Annotated in this window: 22 protein-coding genes; 4 read left to right on the top strand and 18 right to left on the bottom strand. The window is 35.1% G+C overall.

All coding sequences use genetic code 11. The annotated features are described in order from the left end of the window. Nucleotides 1–77: 77 nt before the first annotated feature. The 3 genes from CKV65_RS07535 to CKV65_RS07525 all read right to left on the bottom strand — a co-directional run bounded on the left by CKV65_RS07535 (nucleotide 78) and on the right by CKV65_RS07525 (nucleotide 1,858). Nucleotides 78–695 (bottom strand): LysE family translocator, encoded by a 618-nt coding sequence (locus tag CKV65_RS07535; RefSeq protein WP_027890632.1) that lies wholly within the window; start codon nucleotides 693–695, stop codon nucleotides 78–80. A 159-nt stretch (nucleotides 696–854) separates the two neighbouring features. Further along, on the bottom strand, nucleotides 855–1,250 hold the full coding sequence (locus CKV65_RS07530; RefSeq protein ID WP_027890631.1) for a GNAT family N-acetyltransferase: 396 nt from the start codon (nucleotides 1,248–1,250) through the stop codon (nucleotides 855–857). Further along, on the bottom strand, nucleotides 1,247–1,858 hold the full coding sequence (locus tag CKV65_RS07525) for a hypothetical protein (protein WP_027890630.1): 612 nt from the start codon (nucleotides 1,856–1,858) through the stop codon (nucleotides 1,247–1,249). The genes CKV65_RS07530 and CKV65_RS07525 overlap by 4 nt, the downstream gene beginning before the upstream one ends. Nucleotides 1,859–1,970: 112 nt before the next feature. Here CKV65_RS07525 and speD point away from each other — a divergent pair, with 112 nt between their 5' ends. Further along, a complete protein-coding gene (speD, locus tag CKV65_RS07520) occupies nucleotides 1,971–2,438 on the top strand; it encodes an adenosylmethionine decarboxylase (protein ID WP_027890629.1) in 468 nt (155 codons plus the stop codon). Between the two features lie 63 nt (nucleotides 2,439–2,501). Here speD and hydF read toward each other — a convergent pair whose 3' ends face one another. The 7 genes from hydF to tnpB form a co-directional block, all read right to left on the bottom strand. After that, the gene (gene hydF, locus CKV65_RS07515) at nucleotides 2,502–3,701 is read right to left on the bottom strand and encodes a [FeFe] hydrogenase H-cluster maturation GTPase HydF (protein ID WP_027890628.1); all 1,200 of its coding nucleotides are present in this window, start codon (nucleotides 3,699–3,701) and stop codon (nucleotides 2,502–2,504) included. Nucleotides 3,702–3,716: 15 nt separating this feature from the next. Continuing rightward, nucleotides 3,717–5,135, bottom strand: coding sequence for a [FeFe] hydrogenase H-cluster radical SAM maturase HydG (hydG, locus tag CKV65_RS07510; RefSeq protein ID WP_027890627.1), 1,419 nt, complete (start codon nucleotides 5,133–5,135; stop codon nucleotides 3,717–3,719). Between the two features lie 57 nt (nucleotides 5,136–5,192). After that, complete coding sequence (hydE, locus tag CKV65_RS07505; protein WP_027890626.1) at nucleotides 5,193–6,260, bottom strand: [FeFe] hydrogenase H-cluster radical SAM maturase HydE; 1,068 nt, start codon at nucleotides 6,258–6,260, stop codon at nucleotides 5,193–5,195. A gap of 2 nt (nucleotides 6,261–6,262) precedes the next feature. Further along, nucleotides 6,263–8,005: an NADH-dependent [FeFe] hydrogenase, group A6 gene (locus CKV65_RS07500; RefSeq protein WP_027890625.1), complete on the bottom strand. Its 1,743-nt coding sequence runs from the start codon at nucleotides 8,003–8,005 to the stop codon at nucleotides 6,263–6,265. A gap of 15 nt (nucleotides 8,006–8,020) precedes the next feature. Next, nucleotides 8,021–9,262 (bottom strand): complex I 51 kDa subunit family protein, encoded by a 1,242-nt coding sequence (locus CKV65_RS07495; RefSeq protein WP_027890624.1) that lies wholly within the window; start codon nucleotides 9,260–9,262, stop codon nucleotides 8,021–8,023. 33 nt (nucleotides 9,263–9,295) lie between these two features. Then, nucleotides 9,296–9,796 carry an NADH-quinone oxidoreductase subunit NuoE family protein gene (locus CKV65_RS07490; RefSeq protein WP_027890623.1) on the bottom strand — a complete coding sequence of 167 codons (501 nt, stop codon included), beginning with the start codon at nucleotides 9,794–9,796 and terminating at the stop codon, nucleotides 9,296–9,298. Nucleotides 9,797–9,946: 150 nt separating this feature from the next. Next, entirely contained in the window at nucleotides 9,947–11,056 is a 1,110-nt protein-coding gene (tnpB, locus tag CKV65_RS07485; protein WP_095197723.1) for an IS200/IS605 family element RNA-guided endonuclease TnpB, read from the bottom strand. A gap of 805 nt (nucleotides 11,057–11,861) precedes the next feature. On the opposite strand from tnpB, the gene CKV65_RS07480 reads away from it, so the two are divergent. From CKV65_RS07480 to CKV65_RS07470, 3 genes are read left to right on the top strand one after another with little or no spacing between them, the layout of a single operon-like run. Further along, on the top strand, nucleotides 11,862–13,787 hold the full coding sequence (locus CKV65_RS07480; RefSeq protein WP_036254287.1) for a hypothetical protein: 1,926 nt from the start codon (nucleotides 11,862–11,864) through the stop codon (nucleotides 13,785–13,787). Then, the gene (locus CKV65_RS07475) at nucleotides 13,771–14,637 is read left to right on the top strand and encodes a hypothetical protein (RefSeq protein WP_027889327.1); all 867 of its coding nucleotides are present in this window, start codon (nucleotides 13,771–13,773) and stop codon (nucleotides 14,635–14,637) included. The genes CKV65_RS07480 and CKV65_RS07475 overlap by 17 nt, the downstream gene beginning before the upstream one ends. Nucleotides 14,638–14,653: 16 nt before the next feature. Next, the gene (locus CKV65_RS07470; RefSeq protein WP_155909537.1) at nucleotides 14,654–15,373 is read left to right on the top strand and encodes a DUF6339 family protein; all 720 of its coding nucleotides are present in this window, start codon (nucleotides 14,654–14,656) and stop codon (nucleotides 15,371–15,373) included. Nucleotides 15,374–15,428: 55 nt separating this feature from the next. Here CKV65_RS07470 and argH read toward each other — a convergent pair whose 3' ends face one another. The 8 genes from argH to CKV65_RS07430 form a co-directional block, all read right to left on the bottom strand. After that, entirely contained in the window at nucleotides 15,429–16,853 is a 1,425-nt protein-coding gene (argH, locus tag CKV65_RS07465; protein WP_027889329.1) for an argininosuccinate lyase, read from the bottom strand. Then, nucleotides 16,853–18,067 (bottom strand): argininosuccinate synthase, encoded by a 1,215-nt coding sequence (locus CKV65_RS07460; protein WP_027889330.1) that lies wholly within the window; start codon nucleotides 18,065–18,067, stop codon nucleotides 16,853–16,855. The genes argH and CKV65_RS07460 overlap by 1 nt, the downstream gene beginning before the upstream one ends. A gap of 67 nt (nucleotides 18,068–18,134) precedes the next feature. Further along, nucleotides 18,135–19,067, bottom strand: coding sequence for an ornithine carbamoyltransferase (gene argF / locus CKV65_RS07455; RefSeq protein WP_027889331.1), 933 nt, complete (start codon nucleotides 19,065–19,067; stop codon nucleotides 18,135–18,137). Between the two features lie 41 nt (nucleotides 19,068–19,108). After that, the gene (locus CKV65_RS07450) at nucleotides 19,109–20,305 is read right to left on the bottom strand and encodes an acetylornithine transaminase (protein ID WP_027889332.1); all 1,197 of its coding nucleotides are present in this window, start codon (nucleotides 20,303–20,305) and stop codon (nucleotides 19,109–19,111) included. 14 nt (nucleotides 20,306–20,319) lie between these two features. Further along, nucleotides 20,320–21,222, bottom strand: a complete 903-nt coding sequence (gene argB / locus CKV65_RS07445) for an acetylglutamate kinase (RefSeq protein ID WP_027889333.1) — start codon at nucleotides 21,220–21,222, stop codon at nucleotides 20,320–20,322. Continuing rightward, on the bottom strand, nucleotides 21,222–22,427 hold the full coding sequence (argJ, locus tag CKV65_RS07440) for a bifunctional glutamate N-acetyltransferase/amino-acid acetyltransferase ArgJ (protein ID WP_027889334.1): 1,206 nt from the start codon (nucleotides 22,425–22,427) through the stop codon (nucleotides 21,222–21,224). Before argJ ends, argB begins: the two co-directional genes overlap by 1 nt. 21 nt (nucleotides 22,428–22,448) lie before the next feature. Further along, nucleotides 22,449–23,486, bottom strand: coding sequence for an N-acetyl-gamma-glutamyl-phosphate reductase (gene argC / locus CKV65_RS07435; RefSeq protein WP_036254290.1), 1,038 nt, complete (start codon nucleotides 23,484–23,486; stop codon nucleotides 22,449–22,451). A gap of 222 nt (nucleotides 23,487–23,708) precedes the next feature. Beyond that, entirely contained in the window at nucleotides 23,709–24,296 is a 588-nt protein-coding gene (locus CKV65_RS07430) for a hypothetical protein (RefSeq protein WP_027889336.1), read from the bottom strand. Nucleotides 24,297–24,385 lie beyond the last annotated feature (89 nt).

Genomic DNA, 24,385 nt, shown 5'->3' with positions numbered 1-24,385 from the left:
AAAACTGCACCTCCAAAAGTTGTTTTTTTTGTCCAACTTTTGGGGTGCAGTTCAAGATAGTTCAAGAGCTTTTTTTATTAACTTATGATTAAGGCTAAGCTTATGAGGAGTAATACAATACCTTGTACATAGCCCATTATTTTATTGAAGTTTTTGATATTTAAGATATAATCGCGTACTTTGCCTGCACAGATGGCAACGAGGGAGAATATTACAAGTGTTTGCAGACCGAAGATAAATCCTAAAAAGGCAATTTGAAGACTAACGCTATTAGAATTTAAATTGACGAATTGTGGCAAAAATGCCAAGAAAAATAATAATACTTTAGGATTTAAAACGTTCATGATAACGCCACGGCGATATAATTTGAAATACGAACCGCTTTTATTTACAGCGTTTAATTTTAAATTGCCTTGTGCGTGAAATGCTCCCCATGCTAGATATAATAAATAAGCTGCACCAGCGTATTTTAATATGGCAAAAGCTAGTGGCGATTGTTGTATAATAGCGGCAACACCTATGATTACAAGAGTTGTGTGAAATATAAGTCCTGTGGTTAAACCTAAAGCTAAGCTGATACCACTTCTTGCCCCATCTGCTAGACTTTTAGCTAAAAGATACATTATGTCTGGCCCTGGCGCGATGGTCAATAACATAGATGCTATTAAGAAATAAAGAAAAGTAGATAAATCCATGACAAGACCTCTTTTATAATTTATTTATATAATTAATAATTATTATACATTAATAATATATATAATAGCAATCAAGGTATATTTATAAAAAAAGCCCAGTAAATTTATATATTACTAAGCTTTGTTTATAAAAATATGCGTTATTTATTTATCGGTTGATTAACGAGCTAAAACTTTCATATTATCTATCACATTGAAGCCGAGTTTTGTGAAGAAAGAAGCATGAAAATCATCTGGAGCAAAAGCGTATACAAAAGGATAATCAGCGTATTTTGCTTTTACTTGAGCGATTAATTCATCATTGATACCTTTGCCACGATAATTTGGAGCAACGATTAAATAACGGATATAAGCTGTTGTTGCGCCATCATCGATTACAGAGATTAATGCAGCGATTTCATCAGCATCTTTATCCCAAGCATGAATAACAGTTGAATTATTCATAGCTTTTACGAGAGCTTCGCCGTATTTAGCATCAGGATTGCCGGATTTTGTGAAGAAATCGAGTAAAGCTTCAGCTGTGAAATTTTTTTCTTGTGAGTAAACGATATTCATTGAACATCACCTTTCTGTATTTGTATGGATTGTTTTAATAAACTTTTTAAATCAGCTTTTTTATTTAAATAGTAAGAAGCATCATCAGCAAGTGAAGAAAGTGTACCGAAAGTTGATAATGTATCTAGGTAACTTCTTGTAGTAGACATTTCTACTGTTTTATTTAGTGGTCTATAATATGCCCAAAGTTTTAAGGAGATATAGCTATTTATCACAGGGCTTCCTTCTAAATGTGAAGCCATATGGAAATAGCGTTGAAACATATTTGGAACACTGTAGCCAACAATGATATCAGCGTTTAATAAATCAGCTGTACGTTTTAGTGTATCAAGATTTTGCTCGTTCGTAAAGTTAGATTTTTGCATTGCAATGTATACTGTTTCTGCATCGATGTATTTAACGGCTTGAAGTGTACCATTTAAAGGAATGTACATTTGTTGTTTAAGCGCTGAGTAAAGTTGAGCTTTCACATCTTTCTGACCGGATACATCGGTTACTACAGGCATTATTGCCACTTTTAAAGGTTGAGTTTGCTGTGCTTGTGCAAAACAAGTGCTAAACAGCATAAAAAAAAGTAAGCAAAATAAGAAGAGAGATTTTTTAAACATGGTAATATCAACTCCTTACATAAAATATATATTTATATTATTATAACATGGTATATAATTTTTAGGCGCTATGATATAATATTGTTAGAATTTATGACGGGGAGCGAATGCCGTGAAGATTTTAGCAAGACAATTAACAGTAGATATGTACGATTGCAAAAATAAAAATTTGAATGACTATATGGACTTAAAAGATTCTTTAGAAGTTGGCATGAATATGGCTGGTTTCACGCCTATTGAAGTTCGTGCTCAGATTTTGAATGAAAATGAAGTAGTGGTATTCATTTTATTACAAGAAGGTCATGCAGTAATTCGTACTTATCCAGAATTAAAATATGTATCAAGCGATATTTTTATTTGTGCAGAAGATGGAAAACCAGAAAAAGCCGTGAAGGCTTTGAAAAAAATCGTTAAGCCAGAAAAAATCAGAATGACTTATTTAAAACGTGGTGATTTTGGCACGGTTAAAGATGTAAAACCACGTATTAAAATTAGAATTGCACCGCTTAGACCACTTCGCAGTATTAAGAAAAAAAGTGCTAAAGTCATAAAAACAGTAGCACATAGAATTAAATTATAATTGCAATCAAAACTAAAATTTTAAAGATAAAAGAAAGGCTCTAGGATTATCCTAGAGCTTTTATTATTTATCAAAGAAATGAAGTGGTTGAATAGTGCGCTGTAAGATGCCGTTTACATAAGCGATAATTGTTCCGTAATTGCTCATAGGAATGTTTTGGCTTTGAGCAATTTTTAATCTCGCTTGCATTTCACGTTCATTGAGCATACAGCCACCGCAGTGAATTATCAATTTGTATGAAGATACATCTTGAGGAAATTCAGTGCCAGAAGTAAAGGTGAAATCTGGATTTGCTTTAGTATAATTGCGTATCCAGTTTGGCAATTTTACTGTGCCGATATCATCGCATTGGCGGTGATGTGTGCAACCTTCAGCTATTAAGATTTTGTCGTGGTCTTTGATTGTATCGAGGACTTTAACAGCTTGAACTTGTCTTTGTAGATTTCCTTTATAGCGGGAAAACAAAATAGAAAAAGAAGTCAGTTCTATGTCTTTAGGTACAATCTTATTGACTTTGGCAAATGCTTGACTATCGGTTATCACAAGGCGAGGTTTTTCTTTTAAATTATTGAGTGTGTTTAGTAAATTATCGTCTTGCGTCATGACGGCAGTTGCACCGATATCGAGTAATTCACGGATTACTTGCTGTTGCGGTAAGATGAGTCGTCCTTTTGGTGCCGCTTTATCGATTGGAATTACGAGAACGACGACATCTTTTGGCGCTACAATATCTTTTAAAATGAATTTTTCTTGTTTTGTCTTTGTGAAATGAGCTAATTTTTCTTTTAGTTCATGAATGCCTTCACCAGTTGATGCACTGACAAAAATAGTGTGTTCATCTGTTTGTAATTGCTGTTTTAAAGATTTTTGTAAATCTATTTTGTTATAGGCGATTACATACGGTATTTTTTGCTTTATGATTAAATTTAAAATTTCTTCATCAAAAAATGAAATACCGCAAGTGCTATCAACTACGAGCACGGCAATATCTGTTTTGCGCAGTATTTGCATGGTTTTTTCTGTGCGCAATTTGCCGAGAGCTCCTGTATCATCAAGCCCAGCCGTATCAATGATGGTTACAGGGCCGAGTGGTAAAAGTTCCATTGATTTTAAAACAGGGTCAGTTGTCGTTCCTTTTACATCAGATACAACGGCTAGATTTTGACCGGTAACGGCATTCATAAGACTTGATTTGCCAGCATTGCGCATGCCGAAAAATGCAATGTGAATGCGGTTAGCTGATGGTGTTTGATTTAAATCCATGAGAAAATACCTCGCTTAAAATCTGAAATCGCGTTGTCCGTCTTCGATTAAATGAAGTTGTTTTTCTACGATAGCGCGTACTTTATCACTTTTTATCAATGGAATTTGTTTTGCGATTAAAGCATTGCCAGTATTTTTAGTATCTTCACTAGCATAATCGCAAAGGTATTCTTTTAAAGTCATTAAAGCATTTGGCAAACAGCAATTAGAGATTTGACCGCTCTTGCACAAGCTCATAAATCTATCGCCGACACGACCGGCACGATAGCAAGCTGTGCAGAAGCTTGGAACAAAGTCTTGCTTCATGAGCCAATTTACTACTTCATCAAGCGTTCTATTATCGCTTACATCGAATTGACTGGAATTTTCTTCTGGTAATTCTTTTTCAGCATAACCGCCAACGCTAGTGCGAGAACCACCGCTGATTTGAGAGATACCGAGTTGAAGTACACGTTCACGGCATTTTTGGCTTTCGCGTGTTGATACAATCATTCCTGTATATGGTACAGCAACGCGAATACAAGCGACAATTTTAGCAAAAGTATCATCATCAATGCCATTATCAAAAGTAGATGGGTCGATATCATCAGCACGGCGAATGCGTGGAACGCTGATGGTATGAGGACCAACGCCGAAGCGAGCTTCAAGATGTTCAGCGTGCATTAGTAATCCTGCAAATTCATAGCGATATTTTTCAAGACCGAATAATACGCCACAGCCAACATCATCGATACCGCCTTCCATTGCTCTATCCATAGCTTCTGTATGGTATGCATAATCGTGTTTTGGTCCTGTTGGGTGAAGTTGTTCATAGCTTTCTTTATGGTAAGTTTCTTGGAAAAGAATATAAGTGCCAATGCCTGCTTCTTTTAATTTGCGATAATTTTCAACAGTTGTTGCAGCGATGTTGACATTTACACGGCGGATTGCTCCGTTTTTGTGTTTTATGCTGTAGATTGTTTTGATGCTTTCAAGCACGTATTCAATTGGATTGTTTACAGGGTCTTCGCCAGTTTCTAGAGCTAAGCGTTTATGTCCCATATCTTGAAGTGCGATTACTTCGCGTTTAATATCTTCTTGAGTTAATTTTTTGCGTGGAATGTGTTTATTTTTTGCATGGTATGGGCAATAAACACAGCCATTGACGCAGTAGTTAGAAAGATAAAGCGGAGCGAATAAAACAATTCTATCGCCGTAAAAGTCGTCTTTGATTTTTTTAGCGAGATGGAAGATTTCTTCATTTAGTTCAGGAATATCGCAAGCTAAAAGTACAGAAGCTTCACGATGGGATAAGCCTTTTTCTAATTTAGCTTTAGCTAAAATTTCTTTGATTAAAGTTGCATTGTGTTTGTTTTCATCTGCATAAGCAAGTGTAGCGAGAATTTCTTCATGGTTGATGAATTCTTCTGCTTTTGAAGATTTTGGATTGTACAAAGCTATCATACTTCTTTCTGAAAAATATTATTGATAATTGTATTTAAATATTGATATCTATATTAAACTATCTCCACGAGTTGCGACTGCTTGATAACCGTGAGCATTTAGCATGTCTTTTAATTTGTTAATGCCTTCAAGCGACTCACCGCCCGTTATTTTCTTGTTGTTATATAGAGTATATAGATTTCTAATGTCAATAGGAGAAATATTCGGCATTATGACATTAGCACCAGCTTCTAATCCTTTTATTGTGCCGTTTTCACTCAGTGTAGCAAGTGCTGTTGTAGCTGGTAATAATACTTTAGGCAGTAAGAGGCGCACCAAAGATAATATCACGAGTGTGAGTGGTACACTTCCAGCTAATCGGTCTTTAAATGGCGTTTGATTATGAGGTATAAAAGGCCCCATTCCTATCATATGCGGTTTAAAATTGCTTAGAAATTTTAAATCAGTGATTAAATTGTTCATTGTTTGATACGGTGAACCAATCATCATGCCAGCGCCGACTTGAAAGCCGATATCTTTTAATTCTTGTAAGCACTGCATGCGATGTGCGAAGTTCATTTCAGCAGGGTGAAGTTTTGCGTAGTGACTATAGTCAGCCGTTTCATGGCGCAGTAAAAATCTATCGGCTCCGGCTTTAAAATACGCTTTATAATCAGCTAAATCTTTTTCACCGATGGAAAGTGTAATAGCACAATCAGGATAATTTTTTTTGATAGCAGAAACGATATCTACTACTCTTGAAGTGGTGAAATACATATCTTCGCCACCTTGTAAGACGAAGGTGCGAAGTCCGTTATTGTAGCCAATTTTACAACAAAGTAAAATATCCTCTAATGATAGGCGATAGCGAGTGGCTTTACTGTTAGAGCGACGAATACCACAATAATAACAATCGTTTTTGCAGTAATTGGTAAATTCAATCAAGCCACGCAAAAATACTTTATGACCGTAATGAGGTTCACGAACGAAACGAGCCGCCGCAAATAAATATTCGCTAAGCGGCCCTGTATAATTTTCATTTCGTAAATCCTCTAAGATTGATTGAATATCGCCTTCGTTAAAAGAGGGGTTGACTACTAATTCATCAATTATTTTATAGGATTTAGTTTTATTCATGATTATTTATCAAAATCGTACATCTTTTTTCTAGCATGGTAATGTGTATGCAAGAGTTCATGAGCGATTTTACTACCTGGTTTTTCTAAGAATTCAGCGTAAAGTTTCTTCAAATAAGGATTTTCATGTGATTTGCGGTATTTAGTATTTTTATCTATAGTGTAGAGTGCTTCCATACGTTTTTTATTTACAGCCATAGTAGTGTCTACAGGTTGACCGCCACCGCCGAGGCAACCACCAGGACAAGCCATCACTTCAAAGAAATCATATTCGCATTCGCCAGCACGTATTTTATCCATGATTACTTTAGCGTTTTTGAGCGTATGAGCAACAGCTATACGGATTTTTTTGCCGTCAATATTTATTTCAGCTTCTTTGATGCCGTCAAAACCGCGAACAGGAGTGTATTCTACATTTTGCATTTCTTTGCCAGTAAGCCATTCGTATGTTGTGCGAAGTGCTGCTTCCATAACGCCACCAGTAGTACCGAAAATAGCAGCTGCACCAGTTGCTTCACCCATTGGGTTATCGAATTCACTTTCTGGTAAGTTGTTGAAATCAATACCGATGTATTTTATGAGTTTGATTAAGCCACGTGTAGTGATAACAGCATCAGTATCTTGGTAGCCATCACGTCCCATTTCAGGGCGAGTGATTTCATATTTTTTAGCAATACATGGCATAACGGCAACTGTGAAGATTTTTTTCGGGTCAATATGTTTTTGTTGAGCGTAGTGCGTTTTAGTGATAGCAGAGAAAATCTGCATTGGAGATTTTGTTGTAGATAAATGGTCGAGTAAATCAGGATAATGTTTTTCTACATAATTTACCCAGCCAGGACAGCAAGATGTAGCCATTGGCATTTTTTGACCAGACTTAATGCGTTCGATTAATTCGTTAGCTTCTTCTGTGATAGTGAGGTCAGCGCCATAATTTGTATCAAATACTTTATCAAAACCAATCATGCGAAGAGCTGTAACCATTTTTTTAGTTACGATACTTCCTTTTGGTAAGCCAAAGGCATCACCTAAAGCAACGCGCACGCTTGGAGCAGTCTGAACGATTACGATTTTATCAGGGTCGAAAATTGCATCGAGTACGCGTTCAGTATCGTCTTTTTCAACGAGCGCGCCAACAGGGCAAGCTAAAGAGCATTGACCGCAGAGAACGCATTGTGTGTTATTGAATTCATCGTTAAATGGTGTTGTTATATGGATATCAGTGCTACGACCAGCAAAGCCGAGGACTTCAATGCCTTGAATATCTTTACAAGCACGGATACAACGACCGCATTTTACGCATTTTTCTGGGTCATGTAAAAGACTTGGATTGTTGCCAAATTTTGGCTGTGGTTTGCTTACATGTGGAATTTTTGGTTTTAATACATTGAAACGACTGCAAAGGTCTTGCAATACACAATTGCCATTACGTGGGCAAGTGAGGCAGTTTTCTTCATGGTCAGCCATTATGAGCTGTAAAATGCCACGCTGTGTATCGCGAACTACTTGAGTATCTGTATATACTTCCATGCCTTCCCAACATTCTGTAGAGCAAGCAGCTAATAGACGGCGTTTGCCCACTACTTCAACGGAGCAAATACGGCATCTAGCTTTAATTTTTTGGTCAGGATGGTAACATAAATGTGGAATATCGATATGAAGCATGCGAGCCGCTTCAAGGATTTTTGTGCCTTTTTTTACAGTTACAGGCATATTATTTATTTTAAGATGGATTAATTCTTCCATTAACTATAGCTCCTCCTATTCGTTGACTTTAAATACATCAGGGAATATTTTCATAGCGGATTTTAAAGCATTTTGTGCCGTTTCGCCAAGACCGCATAATGAAGACATAGGCATGACTTTAGCAAATGTAGCCATTGTCTTTAAATCTTCCTGTGTATGAGTGCCAGCTTTGATTTTATCCAAGAACATCTTAATATGGCGATTACCTTCACGGCATGGTGTGCATTGACCGCAACTTTCATGTAAGAAGAAATCTTGTGTATAGCGTAGAAAATCAATTACAGAAGTGCGTTCATCAATTACGAGTATAGAACCAGAACCGATGATTAAATCGTGTTTATCAAAATCTTCATAAGTATAAGGTACATCTAAAACACTGCTGTCAGCGATTTTACCAGAAGCTCCACCGAACTGGATTAATTGAATATTTCTATCGCCTTGAATACCGCCAGCCATATCATAAATGATTTCGCGAATAGTTGTGCCAAAAGGAATTTCATAAACACCAGGTTTTTTTACATTGCCACCAACGCTGACGAGTTTTGTGCCGAGTGACTCGCCTACACCGTATTTCATATAAGTTTTAGCGCTATCGCGTAAGAGATGTGGTACGATAGATAAACTTTCAACGTTATTCATGCAAGTTGGACGAGCGAATAAACCACTTTGTTTCATAAATGGCGGTTTCATGCGTGGACGACCGGCTTTTCCTTCCATAGAACGGATAAGCGCAGTACCTTCGCCACATACATAAGCACCAGCACCAGTGTAGAGATGAATTTTATAATCCCAGCCTGTGCCTAAGATATTTTTGCCCAAAAAGCCATTTTCTTCTGCTTGTTTTATGGCATTTAAAAGGCGTGGACGAAGATGGCTGTATTCAGCGCGCATATAGATATAACCATCTTCTGCGTTTACTGCCCAGCCAGCAATGATAATAGCTTCGATTAAATTAAATGGGTCATTTGTGATGAGTTCACGGTCTTTAAATGTGCAAGTTTCGCCTTCATCAGCATTACAAATAACGCAGTGATGTGGGCGCGGAACAGCGCGAGCCTGTGACCATTTGCGTCCCATTGGATAAGCTGCACCACCACGACCTTTGATTTTTGCTTCACTCAAAAGAGCAGCAATATCATCGCCGTCCATAGTTACAGCTTTTTTTAAAGCAGAAAAACCGCCAATGTTCATATAAGATTCAATAGAAAATACATCATATTTGCCAAAATTTTCGGTTATGTACTGTACTGTACTCATATAATAAAAACCCTGCCTTTCCCTAGATTTTGATTAGATAAATTTTTCGAGTAATGCTCTGATTTTTTCTTCGCTGTCGAGATTGCCATAAACCTGACCGTTAATTCTTACAGCAGGAGCTTTATCACAGGCACCGAAACATGATACTTTTTCAAGGGTAAATCTTCCATCATATGTTACACTATCAAAACCGATATTTAAAAGTTTTTGTAGAGTATCAATTAAAAACTGATTGTTGTTTACTTTGCAAGCGATATTATCGCAAACTTCGATTGGATAACGGCCACGTGGTTTATCAGAGAGAGCATCATAGAAAGTGATGCAATCATAGATAACGGATACTTTAACATCAGGTAAATTTTCAGCAATATAATACGCTACGATTTTTGGAATATAATGCTGAGGAATTTCCTGTTGGACTTCAACTAATATACCAACAATTTGAGTGAAATCATAATCATGAGCTGCAATGATATTTTTGATTTTTTCTTTTAATTCATCTGTAAGCTCAAAATTTGTGCTGTCAGCAATCATGTTATCAACCTACCTTTATAATATATACATAAGAATACTCTGAACCTCCCACGACTAAAGTCGCAGGGTTCTCGGTCAAGTATTCTAACGAATACAGTATCTCCGAGCTATCCCCATAGTTCCTACGGTTCTTGTATATGTTATTCAAGATTAAGCTATGTTTAATATTCTTAATCCTTCATTTCTAATATTTATAGCTGCATTTACATCTCTATCGTGATGTGTTTTACATTCAGGACAGTTCCACTTTCTAACATTTAAGTTTTTTACTTCAGTATTTTTATACCCACAAATATGACATAATTGGCTTGAAGGATAAAATTTATCTATTTTGACAATAACCCTGCCAAACCATTTGGCTTTATATGTTAGTTGTCTCATAAACTCTGACCAACTGACATCAGCTATATTTCTTGCTAATTTATGATTTTTCATCATGTTTTCAACTTGCAAATCTTCAAGACAGATTACATCGTAGTTTCTGATAAGTTGACATGTTACTTGATGTAGTAAATTGCGTCTTTGATTGGCAATTCTATCATGCAACTTTGCTACTTTTACTCTAGCCTTTTCCCAATTTGAACTTCCTTTTGTTTTTCGAGAAAGCTCTCTTTGGAGTTTAGCTAATCTAGTCAATGATTTCTGCAAGTATTTAGGATTGCTATATTTTACTGCATCTGAGGTTATGACAAAATCCTTTATTCCTAAATCCAAGCCGACATATTTATTCGTTTTTATGAATTCAGGTTGAGGCAGGTCTGTACAACATAGTGCAACGTAATATTTTCCACTAGGAGTCTGTGATACTGTAGCACTTAAAATCCTACCTTCTATTTGGCAATATTTATCTCTTATTTTTATCTTACCTATTTTAGGTAATTTTATTTTATTTCCTAAAAATACAATGTTGTTATTTGTCATATTTGTTTTGTACGATTTATACCGATTCTTTTTAGATTTGAATTTTGGAAAGCCTACTTTTTGTCTATTAAAAAAGTTTTTATAAGCTGTATCTAAATTCTTTAAAGCATTTTGTAAAGAGGATTTATCTGGTTCTTTAAGCCACTTTTTTTCTTTTTTTAATTGAGTAAGCTCTTTTGAGCATTCATTATAACCTATATTTTTCTTATTTTGTTCATATGCTTTAATTCTTCTATCTAAAAAGTGATTATATATAAAACGTACACAGCCAAAAGTTTTTTGAAGTAAACTTTCTTGTGTTTTATTGGGGTATATCCTAAATTTATAAGCTTTTTCCATAATAAACACTTACGCTTTCTTCTAATTAATGAATAAATATATCCTTTACCACGTATTACTTCCATACTATCATCTAATATAATCATGACATATGTATAGCAATATAACAAGTGTTTATATATTAACTGCCTATTTTAAATAACATATACAAGAACTGTAGGTTCTGCTTTAGTCGTATTATGAGGTCTCGTTCATATAGAAACGCTACTTTCTATACAGTTCTCTTATGAACTTCCGTTACTTTCGTAACGGCACAGACTATATCTTATCCCTCAGCTTTACCTGTTAGAGTCTGTCCACTTCCTCAGTCAATAGCTTACTGAGTACTTCCCTCAAGAGGAATAGTCGTTGAACGTTCTCCTATTCGGAGCTTCGCTGCTGATTGTCCATTTTTCAACACTTAGGATTTAACCTTATGCTATATATCTGATTTTTTCTGCTTTCGCCACATTCACGTTTAACTTTATTTCATGTTTACGTTGTAGTTCAGATATCTTTAGGGCTTTCCAGCAATTCAAACAGTATTGGATAGATCTTAGTCTATCTCTACGTACATATTTCTATATACGCTGACTATTTTGTTCGCCTAACTCATGATTAAAATCACAAGTGTGCGGCTCACAATAATCAAAATTAAATAGAATTTATATTATTTCTATATTATCATAATTTTATTTTAGAAGAAATATATAGATGTAAAGTATACAAAAATATAGATAATGAAGTATTTGTAAATGTATTATAGTAAGAGTATATAGCTTAAATGATATGCTATAATTAATCTAAATAATAGGGAGTGATAAATTTGAAAAAAATAGGCTGGAATTTTCCAAGTAATGATAATGGATGTGTTAATGGTGTTAGTGAAGCGGGTATTGAAACTTTTAGAGGCGATGTATTTAAATCGTTAGCAAAAGAAATATGTCAAAACTCACTGGATGCTCGTTTAGATGATGATAAACCTGTGAGAATAGAATTTTATTTGAGTAATATAGACATAGAAGATATACCTGATTTTGAAAGATTGCAGGAAGTGTTTGTTTTATCTAAAAATTATTGGGAGAATAATAAAAAAGCTAATAATTTTTATGAAAATGCTTTAAAAATTATTAAATCGAAAAAAATAAGATTATTGCGAATAAGTGATTTTAATACAACGGGAATAACTGGTGCAAGAGAAGAAAAATCTTCTAATTGGATTGATTTAGTAAAATCTTCTGGTGTATCGAATAAAACAGGAACAGCAGGTGGCAGTTATGGTATAGGTAAAAATGCACCATTTGCAAGTTCTGAATTAAGAGTTGTTTATTATAGTACATTCGATAAAGATAATATACGGGCATATCAAGGAGTAGCTAAATTAGCTTCTTTTGAGGAAGAAAAATTAAGTAAGGATACTATTTGGGATAGTTTTTCTAAAAAAAAGAAAAAAGTAATGACTCAAGGTATGGGTTTTTATGGAGTTATAGAAAATAATTTACCTGTTTTTGAAGATTTTTCTCTGGATAATTTTAAAAGAACAGAAATAGGTACAGATTTATATATTCTAGGTTTTATAAAAGACGATGATTGGGAAAATGAGATGATAAAATCTGTACTTAGTAGTTATTTATTAAGTATTTATAATGGCGATTTAGAAATAAAAATAGAAAATGTATTAATAAGTAAAATGAACTTAGAAAATTTAGTACAAGAATATGCAGATGATTTAACTAAAGGATATTATCAAGTTTTATGTTCACCAAATACAGTACATAAAGAAAAAGAATTTGCGGGATTAGGAAATATAACTTTAGATATTTTGATAGGAAAAGATTTGAATAAACGTAAAGTTTTAATGGCTAGAGGAAATGGAATGAAAATATTTGATAAAAATCGTATTTCTTCTACCATGCAATTTGCGGGGATTTGTGTTTTAAAAGATAAAAAAGTTGATGAATATTTTCGTTCAATGGAGACGCCGCAACATGATAAGTGGGAAGCAGATAGACATTCTAATAAAAAAGAAGCTGAAAAAATAATAAAAGAATTGAATAAGTTTATAAAGGACGAAATAAAAGATTTAGGAAGAAATACAATTTTGGATGAAATGGATGCAGTAGGAGCTAGTGAATATTTACCAGATGATGTTGTAAATGTAAATACTAAAGAACAACATAAAAAAGAAAGTTTATTAAACAAGACAAGCAGTATATCTAGTTTGAAAAAAGTAAATGTGGTCTCATCAAGTAAGGAAGGAACGCAATTTATTGATGAATCAAATTTAGATGATGGAAATGTCAATACTAATGGAGAAATAAATGATGATGGCAATTTACCAGCTAGAAAAAAACATAATAAGACTAGTAAAAATAAAAATTTTAATGTCTGTGAATATTTTGGAATACCATCTAGTGAAGGTGATAGTTTATTAAAAAATCCTATAAAAATAGAGCCATTAAGTTTTAGGTTATTTCTTTATGATAAGGATAATAAACAATATAAATTGAGTTTTATACCCAAAATGAGTTCTCGTCATTCATATATTCAAATTTATTTAATGGGTGAACAAGATAGATTATCAACCTTAGTAAGAATGGCATATGATAGTAAAAAAAATAAACTATTATGTAAAGAAGATAAAATATATGTTGGAGATTTAATAGCAAATCAAAAGTACACAATTATATATTCTATTGATAGTGATGAATTATGCTCAATGGAGGTATCAATTCATGGATATAATAAATAAATTGTATCCTTATCCAGTTTTATGGAAGAATAATGATGATTATATTAATTCTTCTTTTGACTGTGATATTAAGATAGAAGAGAATTTTAATATTATAACGGTAAAAGCAAAGTTTAAGTTGAAAAATAAAGAAATTAATACTTTGATAGAAAATGGAAAAGCAGAATATTTATTGCATGTAGAGTCACCAGCAACTTCATATCGCTTTATAAAATGTTCAATGCAAAATGAATTTTCTTTTGATATAGAAGATAGCCATTTATTAGGAGAGGTATCGTTATGTCCGTTTATTGTCGTTAAAGAAAAAATAATAGATTATTATAACTCTAAATTTAATGTAGATTATGAAGGTGTAACTTTTAATTTAGATATTGGAAATATCTTAGCTATTGGAGAGCAACGTAAATTTTCTGTTGAAAAAGATACAAAAGACCTTGCAGATGTGCCATCTATTTTTATCATATATAAGCGAGAAGATGATGATAAGATAGATATGAAAGTAGAAATAAATTCTGATAAGATAAGAATTGGTTTAAATAGAGATGTTTATGAGAATTATAATTATGCAGTATCTTTACAGTCAAATATGGTAGATATAGTAAACACAGCAATAATATTTCCAACATTGGTATATGTTTTTGAACAATTAAAAGAAGGTTTAGAGGATTATAAGGATTATCGTTGGTTTAGAGCAATAGAAAGACTTTTAAGTAAAGAGTCAATATATTTAAATGATGAAACAATGGACAGTATTATATCAATTGATTTGGCACAAAAAATAATGTATATGCCAATAGCGAAAGCTTTGTTAACTATAAAAAATATAGATACGAATATAGAGGATGAATAAAGTGAAATTATATTTTATGACAGAAGATGCTTTGGCATATTTTAAAGGAAATGTTAAAAATAACTTACATTATTATAAAGATGATAATACGAATTGGATAAAAACAGTTTATCCAGATAATCCATTACAGGAATTTAAAATTAAAGTAAATGATTTTAAAATGGATATGACAAGAGAAAATCCATCAGATGCAGATTATTATAATGTTAAAATTTTATATGAAAAATTAAGGGATATATCAGATGCACAAGCTACGGATGAGCGATTATGGGTAGGATTAGCACATGATTGTCTTTTTGAATATATGCAGTATAGATTTAATTTGAAAAATGGTGCATTTAGTGAAGATAGAATAAAAAAGAATTTCTTTTTTGCATATGGAAAGAAACGAAGTTTAATACGTCACCCTATTGCTAGACTTTGGTGGATTGGTAGATTAACTTATGATAAAAATGCACAAAATCCATACTATGCAATTGAATATCTAAAAAAAGATTTTCAAACTAAAGTACTTACTTTGTTTTCAAGTAATTTTGCTAATAACTCTAAAATAGCAAGAGTTTTTTTAGATAGTATGAGAATTATTGAAGAAAAGGGAAGAGTTGTAACTCGTGGACAGTATCGAGAATTAATAAAGTATGTTAATCTTTTAAGTGGTACGACAATATTAGATTATTTACCAAAGGAATATTTACAGGAAAAAATAATAAATCATTATTTTAAACAAAATAAGTAAAAAGAAAAGCACGTAAATACGATTTGTATTTGCGTGCTTTCTATATCTTAAGATATTAAAGTTTTATTTGTTTATCTTTATAGATATCAAGTTGAGCTTGTTCATCATTTAAGATTTTATCTGCAAGTTCGAGCTGCATATCTACTTGTTGATAAGAAGTTCCACCATAGGAATTGCGGTTTTTAACGCAAGTTTCTGGTTTGATAGCTTCATAAATGTCGTCTTCAAATAAATCGGACATCTGTTTGAATTCATCCATAGTCAAATCTTCAAGCCATTTTTTATGTTCAATGCAGTAATGAACAGCATGACCAGATACGCTATGTGCTTTTCTAAATGGCATACCTTTTTTAACGAGATAGTCTGCAAGGTCTGTTGCATTAGAGAAGTCTTCGCGAACAGCTTTGAGCATTATATCTGCTTTAACTTTCATACCGCGAATGAGTTGAGCATAAACAGCAAGGCTAAATTTAATTGTATCGATGGCATCAAATAAGCCTTCTTTATCTTCTTGTAAGTCTTTGTTATAAGCGAGTGGCAAACCTTTTACAGTTGTGAGCATAGCCATTAAATGACCAATTACACGACCAGTTTTACCGCGAACAAGTTCAGATACGTCTGGATTTTTTTTCTGTGGCATCATGCTAGAACCTGTGCAATGAGCGTCATCAAGTTCTACAAAAGAGAATTCACGAGAGCACCAGAAGATGATTTCTTCACTGATACGGCTCAAATGAATCATGAGAATAGATGCTGCGGATAAAAATTCCATGATGTAATCTCTATCGCTTACAGCGTCGAGGCTGTTAGAGTAGATAGCGTCAAAGTTGAGTTGTTCAGCTACAAATTGACGGTCGATAGGGAAGGTTGTACCAGCGAGTGCACCTGCACCAAGTGGCATGATGTCGCAACGTTCGTATACGCCTTTAAAGCGAGAGAAGTCACGGCTGAGCATGGAGAAATATGCCATCATATGGTGGGAGAATAAAATCGGCTGTGCACGTTGCAGATGAGTATAACCAGGCATGATTACATCTTTGTATTTTTTTGCTGTATCTGCGAATGCTAATTGAAGTTCTTTGATTAATTTTGCGACTTCAATTGTTTCGCGGCGTACATACATATGTGTATCGAGTGCTACTTGGTCATTACGGCTTCTTGCTGTGTGAAGTCTTCCACCAGCATCGCCAATGGCTTCTGTAAGGCGTTTTTCGATATTCATATGAATGTCTTCAAGGTCAACGGAAAAATCGAAATTACCTTGTTCAATTTTAATTAAGATATTTTTCAGACCTGTGATGATAGCATTAGTATCTTCATCATTTAAAATGCCAACTTTGTTGAGCATTTTTGCATGGGCAATACTGCCAGCAATGTCTTCATGATACATGCGTTTATCAAAATTGATAGAAGCCTGAAATTCATTAATCATTTCGTCGGTAGATTTGGCGAACCTGCCGCCCCACATTTGTTCAGCCATTATTTAAGACCTGCTTTTTCTTTCATTAAAGCGCGAACTTTAAGTGGAAGACCGAAGAGGTTGATAAAGCCTGTAGCATCAGCCTGATTGTAAACATCGTCTTCTTCAAATGTAACGAATTCTTGGCTGTAGAGGGAATATGGAGATTTTGCACCAGCTGGGCAAATGTTACCTTTGTAAAGTTTGAGTTTAACAGTACCAGTAACTGTTTCTTGAGTTGCATCAACGAATGCTGCAAGAGCTTCACGAAGCTGGGAGAACCACATACCATCATAAACAAGTTCAGCGTATTTGATAGCAACTGTTTCTTTGTAGTGAAGAGTCTGACGGTCGAGGCAGAGATATTCGAGTTCTTGATGAGCTGCATATAAGATTGCTCCGCCTGGGTTTTCATATACGCCACGGGATTTCATACCAACGAGACGGTTTTCTACGATATCAGTGATACCGATACCATTTTTAGCACCGATGTCATTTAATGTTTCTAAGAGCTGTACAGGTGCCATTTTTTCACCGTTAACAGCAACAGGAATACCTTTTTCAAAGTCAATTGTTACATATTCAGCTTTGTCTGGAGCATCTTCTGGAGCTTTGCTGATTAAGTACATGCTGTTTTTAGGTGCATTCCATGGGTCTTCAAGGTCAGAACCTTCATGGCTTAAATGCCAGATGTTTCTATCCATGGAGTAAGTTTTATTTTCTTTAGCAATTGGAATACCGTGTTTTTCAGCATAAGCGATTTCTTGTTCACGGGAGCGGAGTTCCCATTCACGCCATGGAGCGATTAATTTGATGTTTGGAGCAAGAGCTTTAACGGAAAGTTCGAAACGAACTTGGTCATTACCTTTACCAGTAGCACCATGAGCGATAGCGTCAGCGCCTTCAGCTTTAGCGATTTCTACAAGACGTTTAGCGATGAGTGGACGAGCAAAAGAAGTACCTAAGAGGTATTTGCCTTCATAAATTGCACTAGCTTTTAATGTAGGGAATACATAGTTTGCTACGAAGTCTTCAGTTAAATGTTCGATATAAACTTTAGAAGCACCAGATTTTAATGCTTTATCATGAACAACATTTAATTCATCGCCCTGTCCGATATCAGCACAAACAGCGATAACTTCACAGCCATTGTAATTTTCTTTAAGCCATGGAATGATAACAGATGTATCAAGTCCGCCAGAATAAGCGAGGACTACTTTTTTAATATTTTCCATTTTGACATCTCCTTAAATCTATTCGAGTAATTTAATCATAAATATGACTAATGATATATTAACAAATTTAGTCGCCCATTAAAAGAGCCATAATTGCTTTTTGTGTATGCAAGCGGTTTTCAGCTTCATCAAAAATAACATTTGCATTGTTTTCGAGAACATCTTCAGCGATTTCTTCGCCACGATGAGCTGGTAAACAGTGCATAACGATAGCGCGTTTATCAGCTACATTTAACAAGTCTTGATTAATTTGATAATCTTTGAAGATTTTTACACGAGCATCGTGTTCAGCTTCTTGTCCCATGCTTGCCCAAACGTCAGTGTATAAAATATCTGCATCTTTAGCAGCTTCATATGGGTCATTTAAAATTTCAATAGTAGAACCGGATTGTGCAGCATCAAGTTTTGCATTAGCTACAACTTGAGCATTTGGTTCATATCCTTTTGGACTAGCGCTAGCAAAATTCATGCCTACTTTAGCGCAAGCGTACATTAAGGAATGAGTCATGTTATTGCCATCACCGATATATGCCATTTTAAGACCTTTTAAGTCTTTGCCTTTATGTTCCTGAGTTGTTAAGAGGTCAGTTAAGGCTTGGCAAGGGTGAAGTAAATCTGTAAGAGCATTGATTACAGGAATATCAGCGTATTGAGCGAATTCTTCTACGATATTATGACCGAAAGTACGAATCATAACGCCGTCTAAGTAGCGGGAAAGTACGCGAGCTGTATCTTTAATTGGTTCGCCACGGCCGATTTGAAGGTCGCGGTTGGATAAGAATAAAGCTTGACCGCCGAGCTGATACATACCAACTTCGAAGGAAACACGTGTACGAGTAGAGGATTTTTCAAAAATCATACCGAGTGTTTTACCTTTTAAAAGGTGATGTTCAATGCCGGCTTTTTGTTTAGCTTTTAATTCATGAGCTAAATCGAGGATTTCAAAAACTTCTTCAGTTGTTAAATCATGTATGGATAAAAGGTCTTTGCCCTTTAGCATTATAAAACCTCCAATTATTGTATAAACGTATTATTTCTATGTTAAGCGTATTTTGGTAATACTTTATCTAAAACAGCGATTAATTCATCAACATGTTCTTTAGTGATATTGAGTGGTGGTACAAAACGAAGTACATTGCCTGCTGTGCAATTTATGATTGCGCCGTAGTCAAGACATTCGTTAGCGATTTCACGGCCTGGACGAGTTAATTCCATACCTAAGATAAGACCGCGGCCACGAACTTCTTTGATGAGTGTAGGATATTTTTCTTTATAAGCTTCGAATTTAGATTTTAAATAAGAGCCTACTTCTTTGACATTATCCATTAAGTTATCGTTAATTAAAGCATCTAAAACAACGCAAGCAGCAGCACAAGCGAGTGGATTGCCACCGAATGTAGAACCATGGTCACCAGCATGGAATGCACTAGCTACTTTATCTGTTGCCATGAATGCACCGATTGGCACACCGCCAGCAAGACCTTTAGCTAGAGTTACGATATCTGGTTTTACGCCGAACTGTTGGCAACCAAAGAATGTGCCAGTACGACCCATACCGCATTGAACTTCATCGAAGATTAAAACGGCATTGTATTTATCGCATAATGCGCGAACTTTAGGAAGGTAATCTTCATCAGGTACATGAACGCCACCTTCACCTTGGATTGCTTCGAGCATAACAGCACATGTTTTATCGCTCATTTTAGCTTCGAGAGCGTCAATATCATTAAATGGAACGTAATCAAAGCCAGCAGGAAGTGGACCAAAGCCATGATGATAGTGGTCTTGACCTGTAGCTGTGAGTGTTGCAATAGTACGGCCATGGAAACTATGGATAGCAGATATTATCTGAATTTTTTCAGGGTCGATATCAGTTGCGTATTTACGAGCAAGTTTAATAGCGCCTTCGTTTGCTTCAGCGCCGGAATTGCCGAAAAATACTTTATCCATGCCACTTAATTTTTTGAGTTTTTCAGCTGCTTCAACTTGAACTTCAGTGTAGTAAAGGTTGGAGCAGTGTATCATTTTTGCAGCTTGGCGACTTACAGCGTCAACGAGTGGTTTATAATTATGACCAACTACGTTTACAGCGATACCAGCTAAAAAGTCGATATATTTTTTGCCCTGTGTATCATAAACATATGGGCCGTCGCCATGGTCTAAAACTATATTGTAACGCGCAAAGACAGGAATGTAATCTTCTTTGTCTTTGGCGAAAATTTGTTCATTAGTTAACATATAAATTCCTCCGATTAACGAACAACTTCTGTACCAATACCTTGAGATGTGAATAATTCAAGGATTAAAGAATGGCTTTCACGTCCATCGATGATGCAGGCTTTACCTGTACCACTATCGAGAGCATGAAGGCAAGCTTCAACTTTTGGTATCATTCCGCCAGCAATATTACCGCTATTTATGAGTTTTTTAGCTTCATTTTGTGTGAGTGTAGAAATAAATGAAGATTTATCTTCAAAATCGCGATAAATACCTTTTGTATCAGTGAGTAATAATAATTTTTCTGCTTGCAGTGCACCAGCTATTTCAGCTGCTACATAATCGGCATTGATATTAAATGACTCATCTGCTTTGCCTGCACCGATTGGAGCGATTACAGGTACATAATCTTTGTCGAGTAAATCGTTGATTAAAGGTGTGTTTATTTTTTCAACTTCACCTACATAGCCGATATCTACATGTTGAACTTTATCAGAACCATCATGAACTTCAGCTAATTTTTTGTGAGCGATGATTAAATCAGCATCTTTACCACTTAATCCTACAGCATGGACGCCGAGGCGGTTGAGTCGATTTACGATTTCAGAATTTATTTTGCCAGCGAGAACCATTTCAGCAATTTGAACTGTTTCTTTATCTGTAACGCGCAATCCGCTGATAAATTCAGTTGCTTTGCCGAATTTTTTCAAGAATGAAGTGATATCAGGGCCACCACCGTGTATGATTACAGGGCGAATGCCAACGTATTTCATGAGGACGATATCCTTCATTACTTGTTGTTTGAGTTCTTCGTTAATCATGGCATTACCACCGTATTTGATTACAATGGTTTTGCCATAGAATTCTTGGATATAAGGAAGGGCTTCTACAAGGATAGAAGCCTTATCTTCAGCTGTAATTTTTTCAATATTGCTCATCAGGTGTGATACTCCCCATTAATTTTCACGTATTCATAAGAAAGGTCACAAGTCCATACAGTAGCATCACTGTCGCCTAAATTGAGTTCAATATCGATGACAATATCATTTTCTCTCATAACTTTAACGAGTGCTTCACTGTCGTATTGTGCGCCTACGCCACAATCAAAAATAGTGATGCCACCGAATTTAACGACTGTTTTTTCAGGAACCATATCTGCTCCGGAATAACCTACTGCGCAGATTACACGACCCCAGTTAGGGTCTTCACCGAAGAATGCAGTTTTAACAAGTGGAGAATTAGCAACAGCCATACCAACTGTCTTAGCATCAGCGAAAGATTTTGCACCTTTTACATTGATTGTTAAGAATTTGCTAGCGCCTTCACCATCTGCTGCGATTTCTTTAGCGAGTTCAACGCATAAAGCCATTAAGTTAGAGCAGAAAATATCGTAATCAGCATTTTCTTCTGTGATTTTTTTGTTGCCAGCTAAACCATTAGCGAGAACAACAACAGTATCATTTGTGCTCATGTCGCCATCAACGGAAATCATGTTGAAGGATTTTTCTACACAAGTAGATAATGCTTTTTGTAAAAGAGATTGTTCAATATCAAGGTCAGTTGTGATATAGCAAAGCATAGTTGCCATATTAGGGCGAATCATACCAGAACCTTTAGCGATAGCACCCATATGAACTTCTGCATCGCCGATATCGAATTTAACTGTCATTGTTTTGCAATGAGTATCAGTTGTGATGATAGCATTAGCAGCGTTGATACTGCCAGTTTCGGATAAATCAGCTACAGCATCTTTGATGCCTTTTTCTAATTTGTCCATAGGAAGAGTAACGCCGATAACGCCAGTGGAACCAACGATTACATCATCTGCATTGATGCCAAGTTCTTTAGCAGCGATTTCTCTTGTTTTATATGCATCGTCCATGCCTTGTTTACCAGTGCAAGCATTAGCACAACCTGCATTAGCTACGATAGCACGAGCACTGCCAGTAGCAACTGTTTCTTTAGAAACGTATACAGGAGCAGCAGCTACTTTATTTTGAGTGAATGTACCAGCAATTGCTGCTGGAGTTTCTGTATAGATTACAGCAACATCAAGGTTACCGCTTTTCTTTATACCAGCTTTTACGCCGGCTGCTTTAAATCCTTTAGCGTAAGTTACGCCTTGAGTATCTTTTTTTATCATGGAAATCCTCCTTATAATCAATCATGGATAAATTGGAGTAATATCTAAACCAGTTTTTTCATCTAAACCGCAAGCGATATTCATATTTTGAATTGCCTGTCCAGCTGCACCTTTTACGAGGTTATCGATAGCAGAAAGGACGATTATGCGACCTGTGCGAAGGTCGATATGCCAGCCGATATCGCAGAAGTTAGAACCGCGAACTTCTTTAGTAGATGGATAGCCACCACGACCTAAGAGGCGAATGAAATATTCTTTGCCATACATTTCATTATAAGCGGCGTCAATCATTTCTGGAGTAACCCATTGTTTAATATTGGCGTAGCAAGTGCTTAAAATGCCACGGCTCATAGGCACGAGATGAGGTGTGAAGTTAAGCATAACTTTGCGGTGACAAAGATGACCGAGTGCTTGCTCGATTTCTGGAGTGTGGCGGTGTGTAGCTACACCGTAAGCTTTAAAGTTATCATAGAATTCTGGGTAGTGGTTCATGAGTTTTGGAGAACGACCAGCACCAGAAGTACCAGATTTTGCATCAACAATGATGGTATTTGTTTCAATGAATTCATTTTTTACGAGTGGAGCAAGTGCCAAAATACTTGCTGTAGTATAACAACCCGCATTACCGATGATTTTAGCTGATTTTATTTCATCACGATACAGTTCAGCTAAACCGTAAACACGTGGAGCATCTTTATGTGTATGAGGTACTTTATACCACTGTTCATAAACGGTAGTATCATCAAATCGATAATCTGCTCCGAGGTCTATAATACGTACATTAGTATCAGCTAAAGCTTTGCCGACTTCCATTGCATGACCATGAGGCAGACCGATGAAAACGAAGTCACTATCTTTAGCTATTACGTCTAAATCCTTCATGCTGATTAATTTTTGGTCGTATAAACCGCGCAGATGAGGATAGACTTCTGATATAGCCTTACCAGTGTGACTTTCAGAGGTAATGTGCACTACTTCGACTTGAGGATGATTGTACAAAAGACGTAGCAATTCTGCTCCTGCGTAGCCGGTAGCACCGATAATACTTACTTTTATCATGATACCCTCCTATAAAAATAATTGTGTAAAATTGTAAATCACAGCACAAATATTATAGCACAATATTACAATTTAAATTAAATAAAAACGCCAATGAATAAGATGTTAATAATTATACAACCATTAACAATAAAATTTCAATAGTAATTTGTTAATTTTTTAAAATAAAAATAGCAATATGTATAACTATGAATAAAATATACATATTGCTATTTAAATAATTTATTTTTCGTTTGTGAGTGTAAGCATGCGATAGAATTTATGCATAAACATGTTGTAATTTTCTATAGTATCATTTTCGGTTTTACCATTGACAATGCGATAAGATAAAATCCAGCTGTTGTCTTTAGCGTTATAAATATCAGCAGTCATAGAAACGAAACTATCATTAGAGAAAGTGAATACTACGTAAGCATCAGCATAATTTTTTATGTTATCTTTGTATAGTTTTTTAGCATTTACTTTATCAAGTGTAGTGATATCTGTACCCGTACTATTTAAAATAGCACTGTTGATTTGTTTGTCAGATAAAACATTAATGCCAGTGCCATCTTCTTTAGCTACATCAACGGCTGCTTGAACAATCATATCAGTAGTGACAAGTTTTGGAGCGTTAGGACGATTGTTTTCGTTAAGATAAACGCTTAAAGCTGAAGGCTTGTAATATGGAGTAGCGATAGCTAAGGTTTTAATGGATTTTAAGTCGTAATTTTCATCAATGACAGTGGTCTTTTCCGTTGCAGCAAATGCTGTAGCAATACTGAAAAGCATCATAGCCAGTAAGGAAACAATAAAAATAGATTTTTTCATAAAGTAACCTCCTATTATTTTATATTCTATAAAAGAATATTCGAGTTAAAAAAGTCTATTCCTGCAAAAAAGTCTAGGATAAAGTACTC

This window comes from Megamonas hypermegale, from assembly GCF_900187035.1.
GTDB classification, from domain to species: domain Bacteria; phylum Bacillota; class Negativicutes; order Selenomonadales; family Selenomonadaceae; genus Megamonas; species Megamonas hypermegale.
The sequence above is the reverse complement of the archived record's forward strand: the minus strand, read 5'-3'. Positions and strand labels throughout refer to the sequence as shown.

Bases quoted from the DNA above. Each gene is read 5' to 3' on its own strand.
- hydF (WP_027890628.1), bottom strand. From the start codon at position 3,701: ATGGATTTAAATCAAACACCATCAGCTAACCGCATTCACATTGCATTT.
- argF (WP_027889331.1), bottom strand. From the start codon at position 19,067: ATGCTAAAGGGCAAAGACCTTTTATCCATACATGATTTAACAACTGAA.
- argH (WP_027889329.1), bottom strand. From the start codon at position 16,853: ATGGCTGAACAAATGTGGGGCGGCAGGTTCGCCAAATCTACCGACGAA.
- CKV65_RS07535 (WP_027890632.1), bottom strand. From the start codon at position 695: ATGGATTTATCTACTTTTCTTTATTTCTTAATAGCATCTATGTTATTG.
- CKV65_RS07460 (WP_027889330.1), bottom strand. From the start codon at position 18,067: ATGGAAAATATTAAAAAAGTAGTCCTCGCTTATTCTGGCGGACTTGAT.
- hydE (WP_027890626.1), bottom strand. From the start codon at position 6,260: ATGAATAAAACTAAATCCTATAAAATAATTGATGAATTAGTAGTCAAC.
- CKV65_RS07430 (WP_027889336.1), bottom strand. From the start codon at position 24,296: ATGAAAAAATCTATTTTTATTGTTTCCTTACTGGCTATGATGCTTTTC.
- CKV65_RS07500 (WP_027890625.1), bottom strand. From the start codon at position 8,005: ATGGAAGAATTAATCCATCTTAAAATAAATAATATGCCTGTAACTGTA.
- CKV65_RS07450 (WP_027889332.1), bottom strand. From the start codon at position 20,305: ATGTTAACTAATGAACAAATTTTCGCCAAAGACAAAGAAGATTACATT.
- argJ (WP_027889334.1), bottom strand. From the start codon at position 22,427: ATGATAAAAAAAGATACTCAAGGCGTAACTTACGCTAAAGGATTTAAA.
- CKV65_RS07495 (WP_027890624.1), bottom strand. From the start codon at position 9,262: ATGAGTACAGTACAGTACATAACCGAAAATTTTGGCAAATATGATGTA.
- CKV65_RS07475 (WP_027889327.1), top strand. From the start codon at position 13,771: ATGGATATAATAAATAAATTGTATCCTTATCCAGTTTTATGGAAGAAT.
- CKV65_RS07470 (WP_155909537.1), top strand. From the start codon at position 14,654: ATGACAGAAGATGCTTTGGCATATTTTAAAGGAAATGTTAAAAATAAC.
- CKV65_RS07530 (WP_027890631.1), bottom strand. From the start codon at position 1,250: ATGAATATCGTTTACTCACAAGAAAAAAATTTCACAGCTGAAGCTTTA.
- argB (WP_027889333.1), bottom strand. From the start codon at position 21,222: ATGAGCAATATTGAAAAAATTACAGCTGAAGATAAGGCTTCTATCCTT.
- argC (WP_036254290.1), bottom strand. From the start codon at position 23,486: ATGATAAAAGTAAGTATTATCGGTGCTACCGGCTACGCAGGAGCAGAA.
- CKV65_RS07525 (WP_027890630.1), bottom strand. From the start codon at position 1,858: ATGTTTAAAAAATCTCTCTTCTTATTTTGCTTACTTTTTTTTATGCTG.
- tnpB (WP_095197723.1), bottom strand. From the start codon at position 11,056: ATGGAAAAAGCTTATAAATTTAGGATATACCCCAATAAAACACAAGAA.
- CKV65_RS07490 (WP_027890623.1), bottom strand. From the start codon at position 9,796: ATGATTGCTGACAGCACAAATTTTGAGCTTACAGATGAATTAAAAGAA.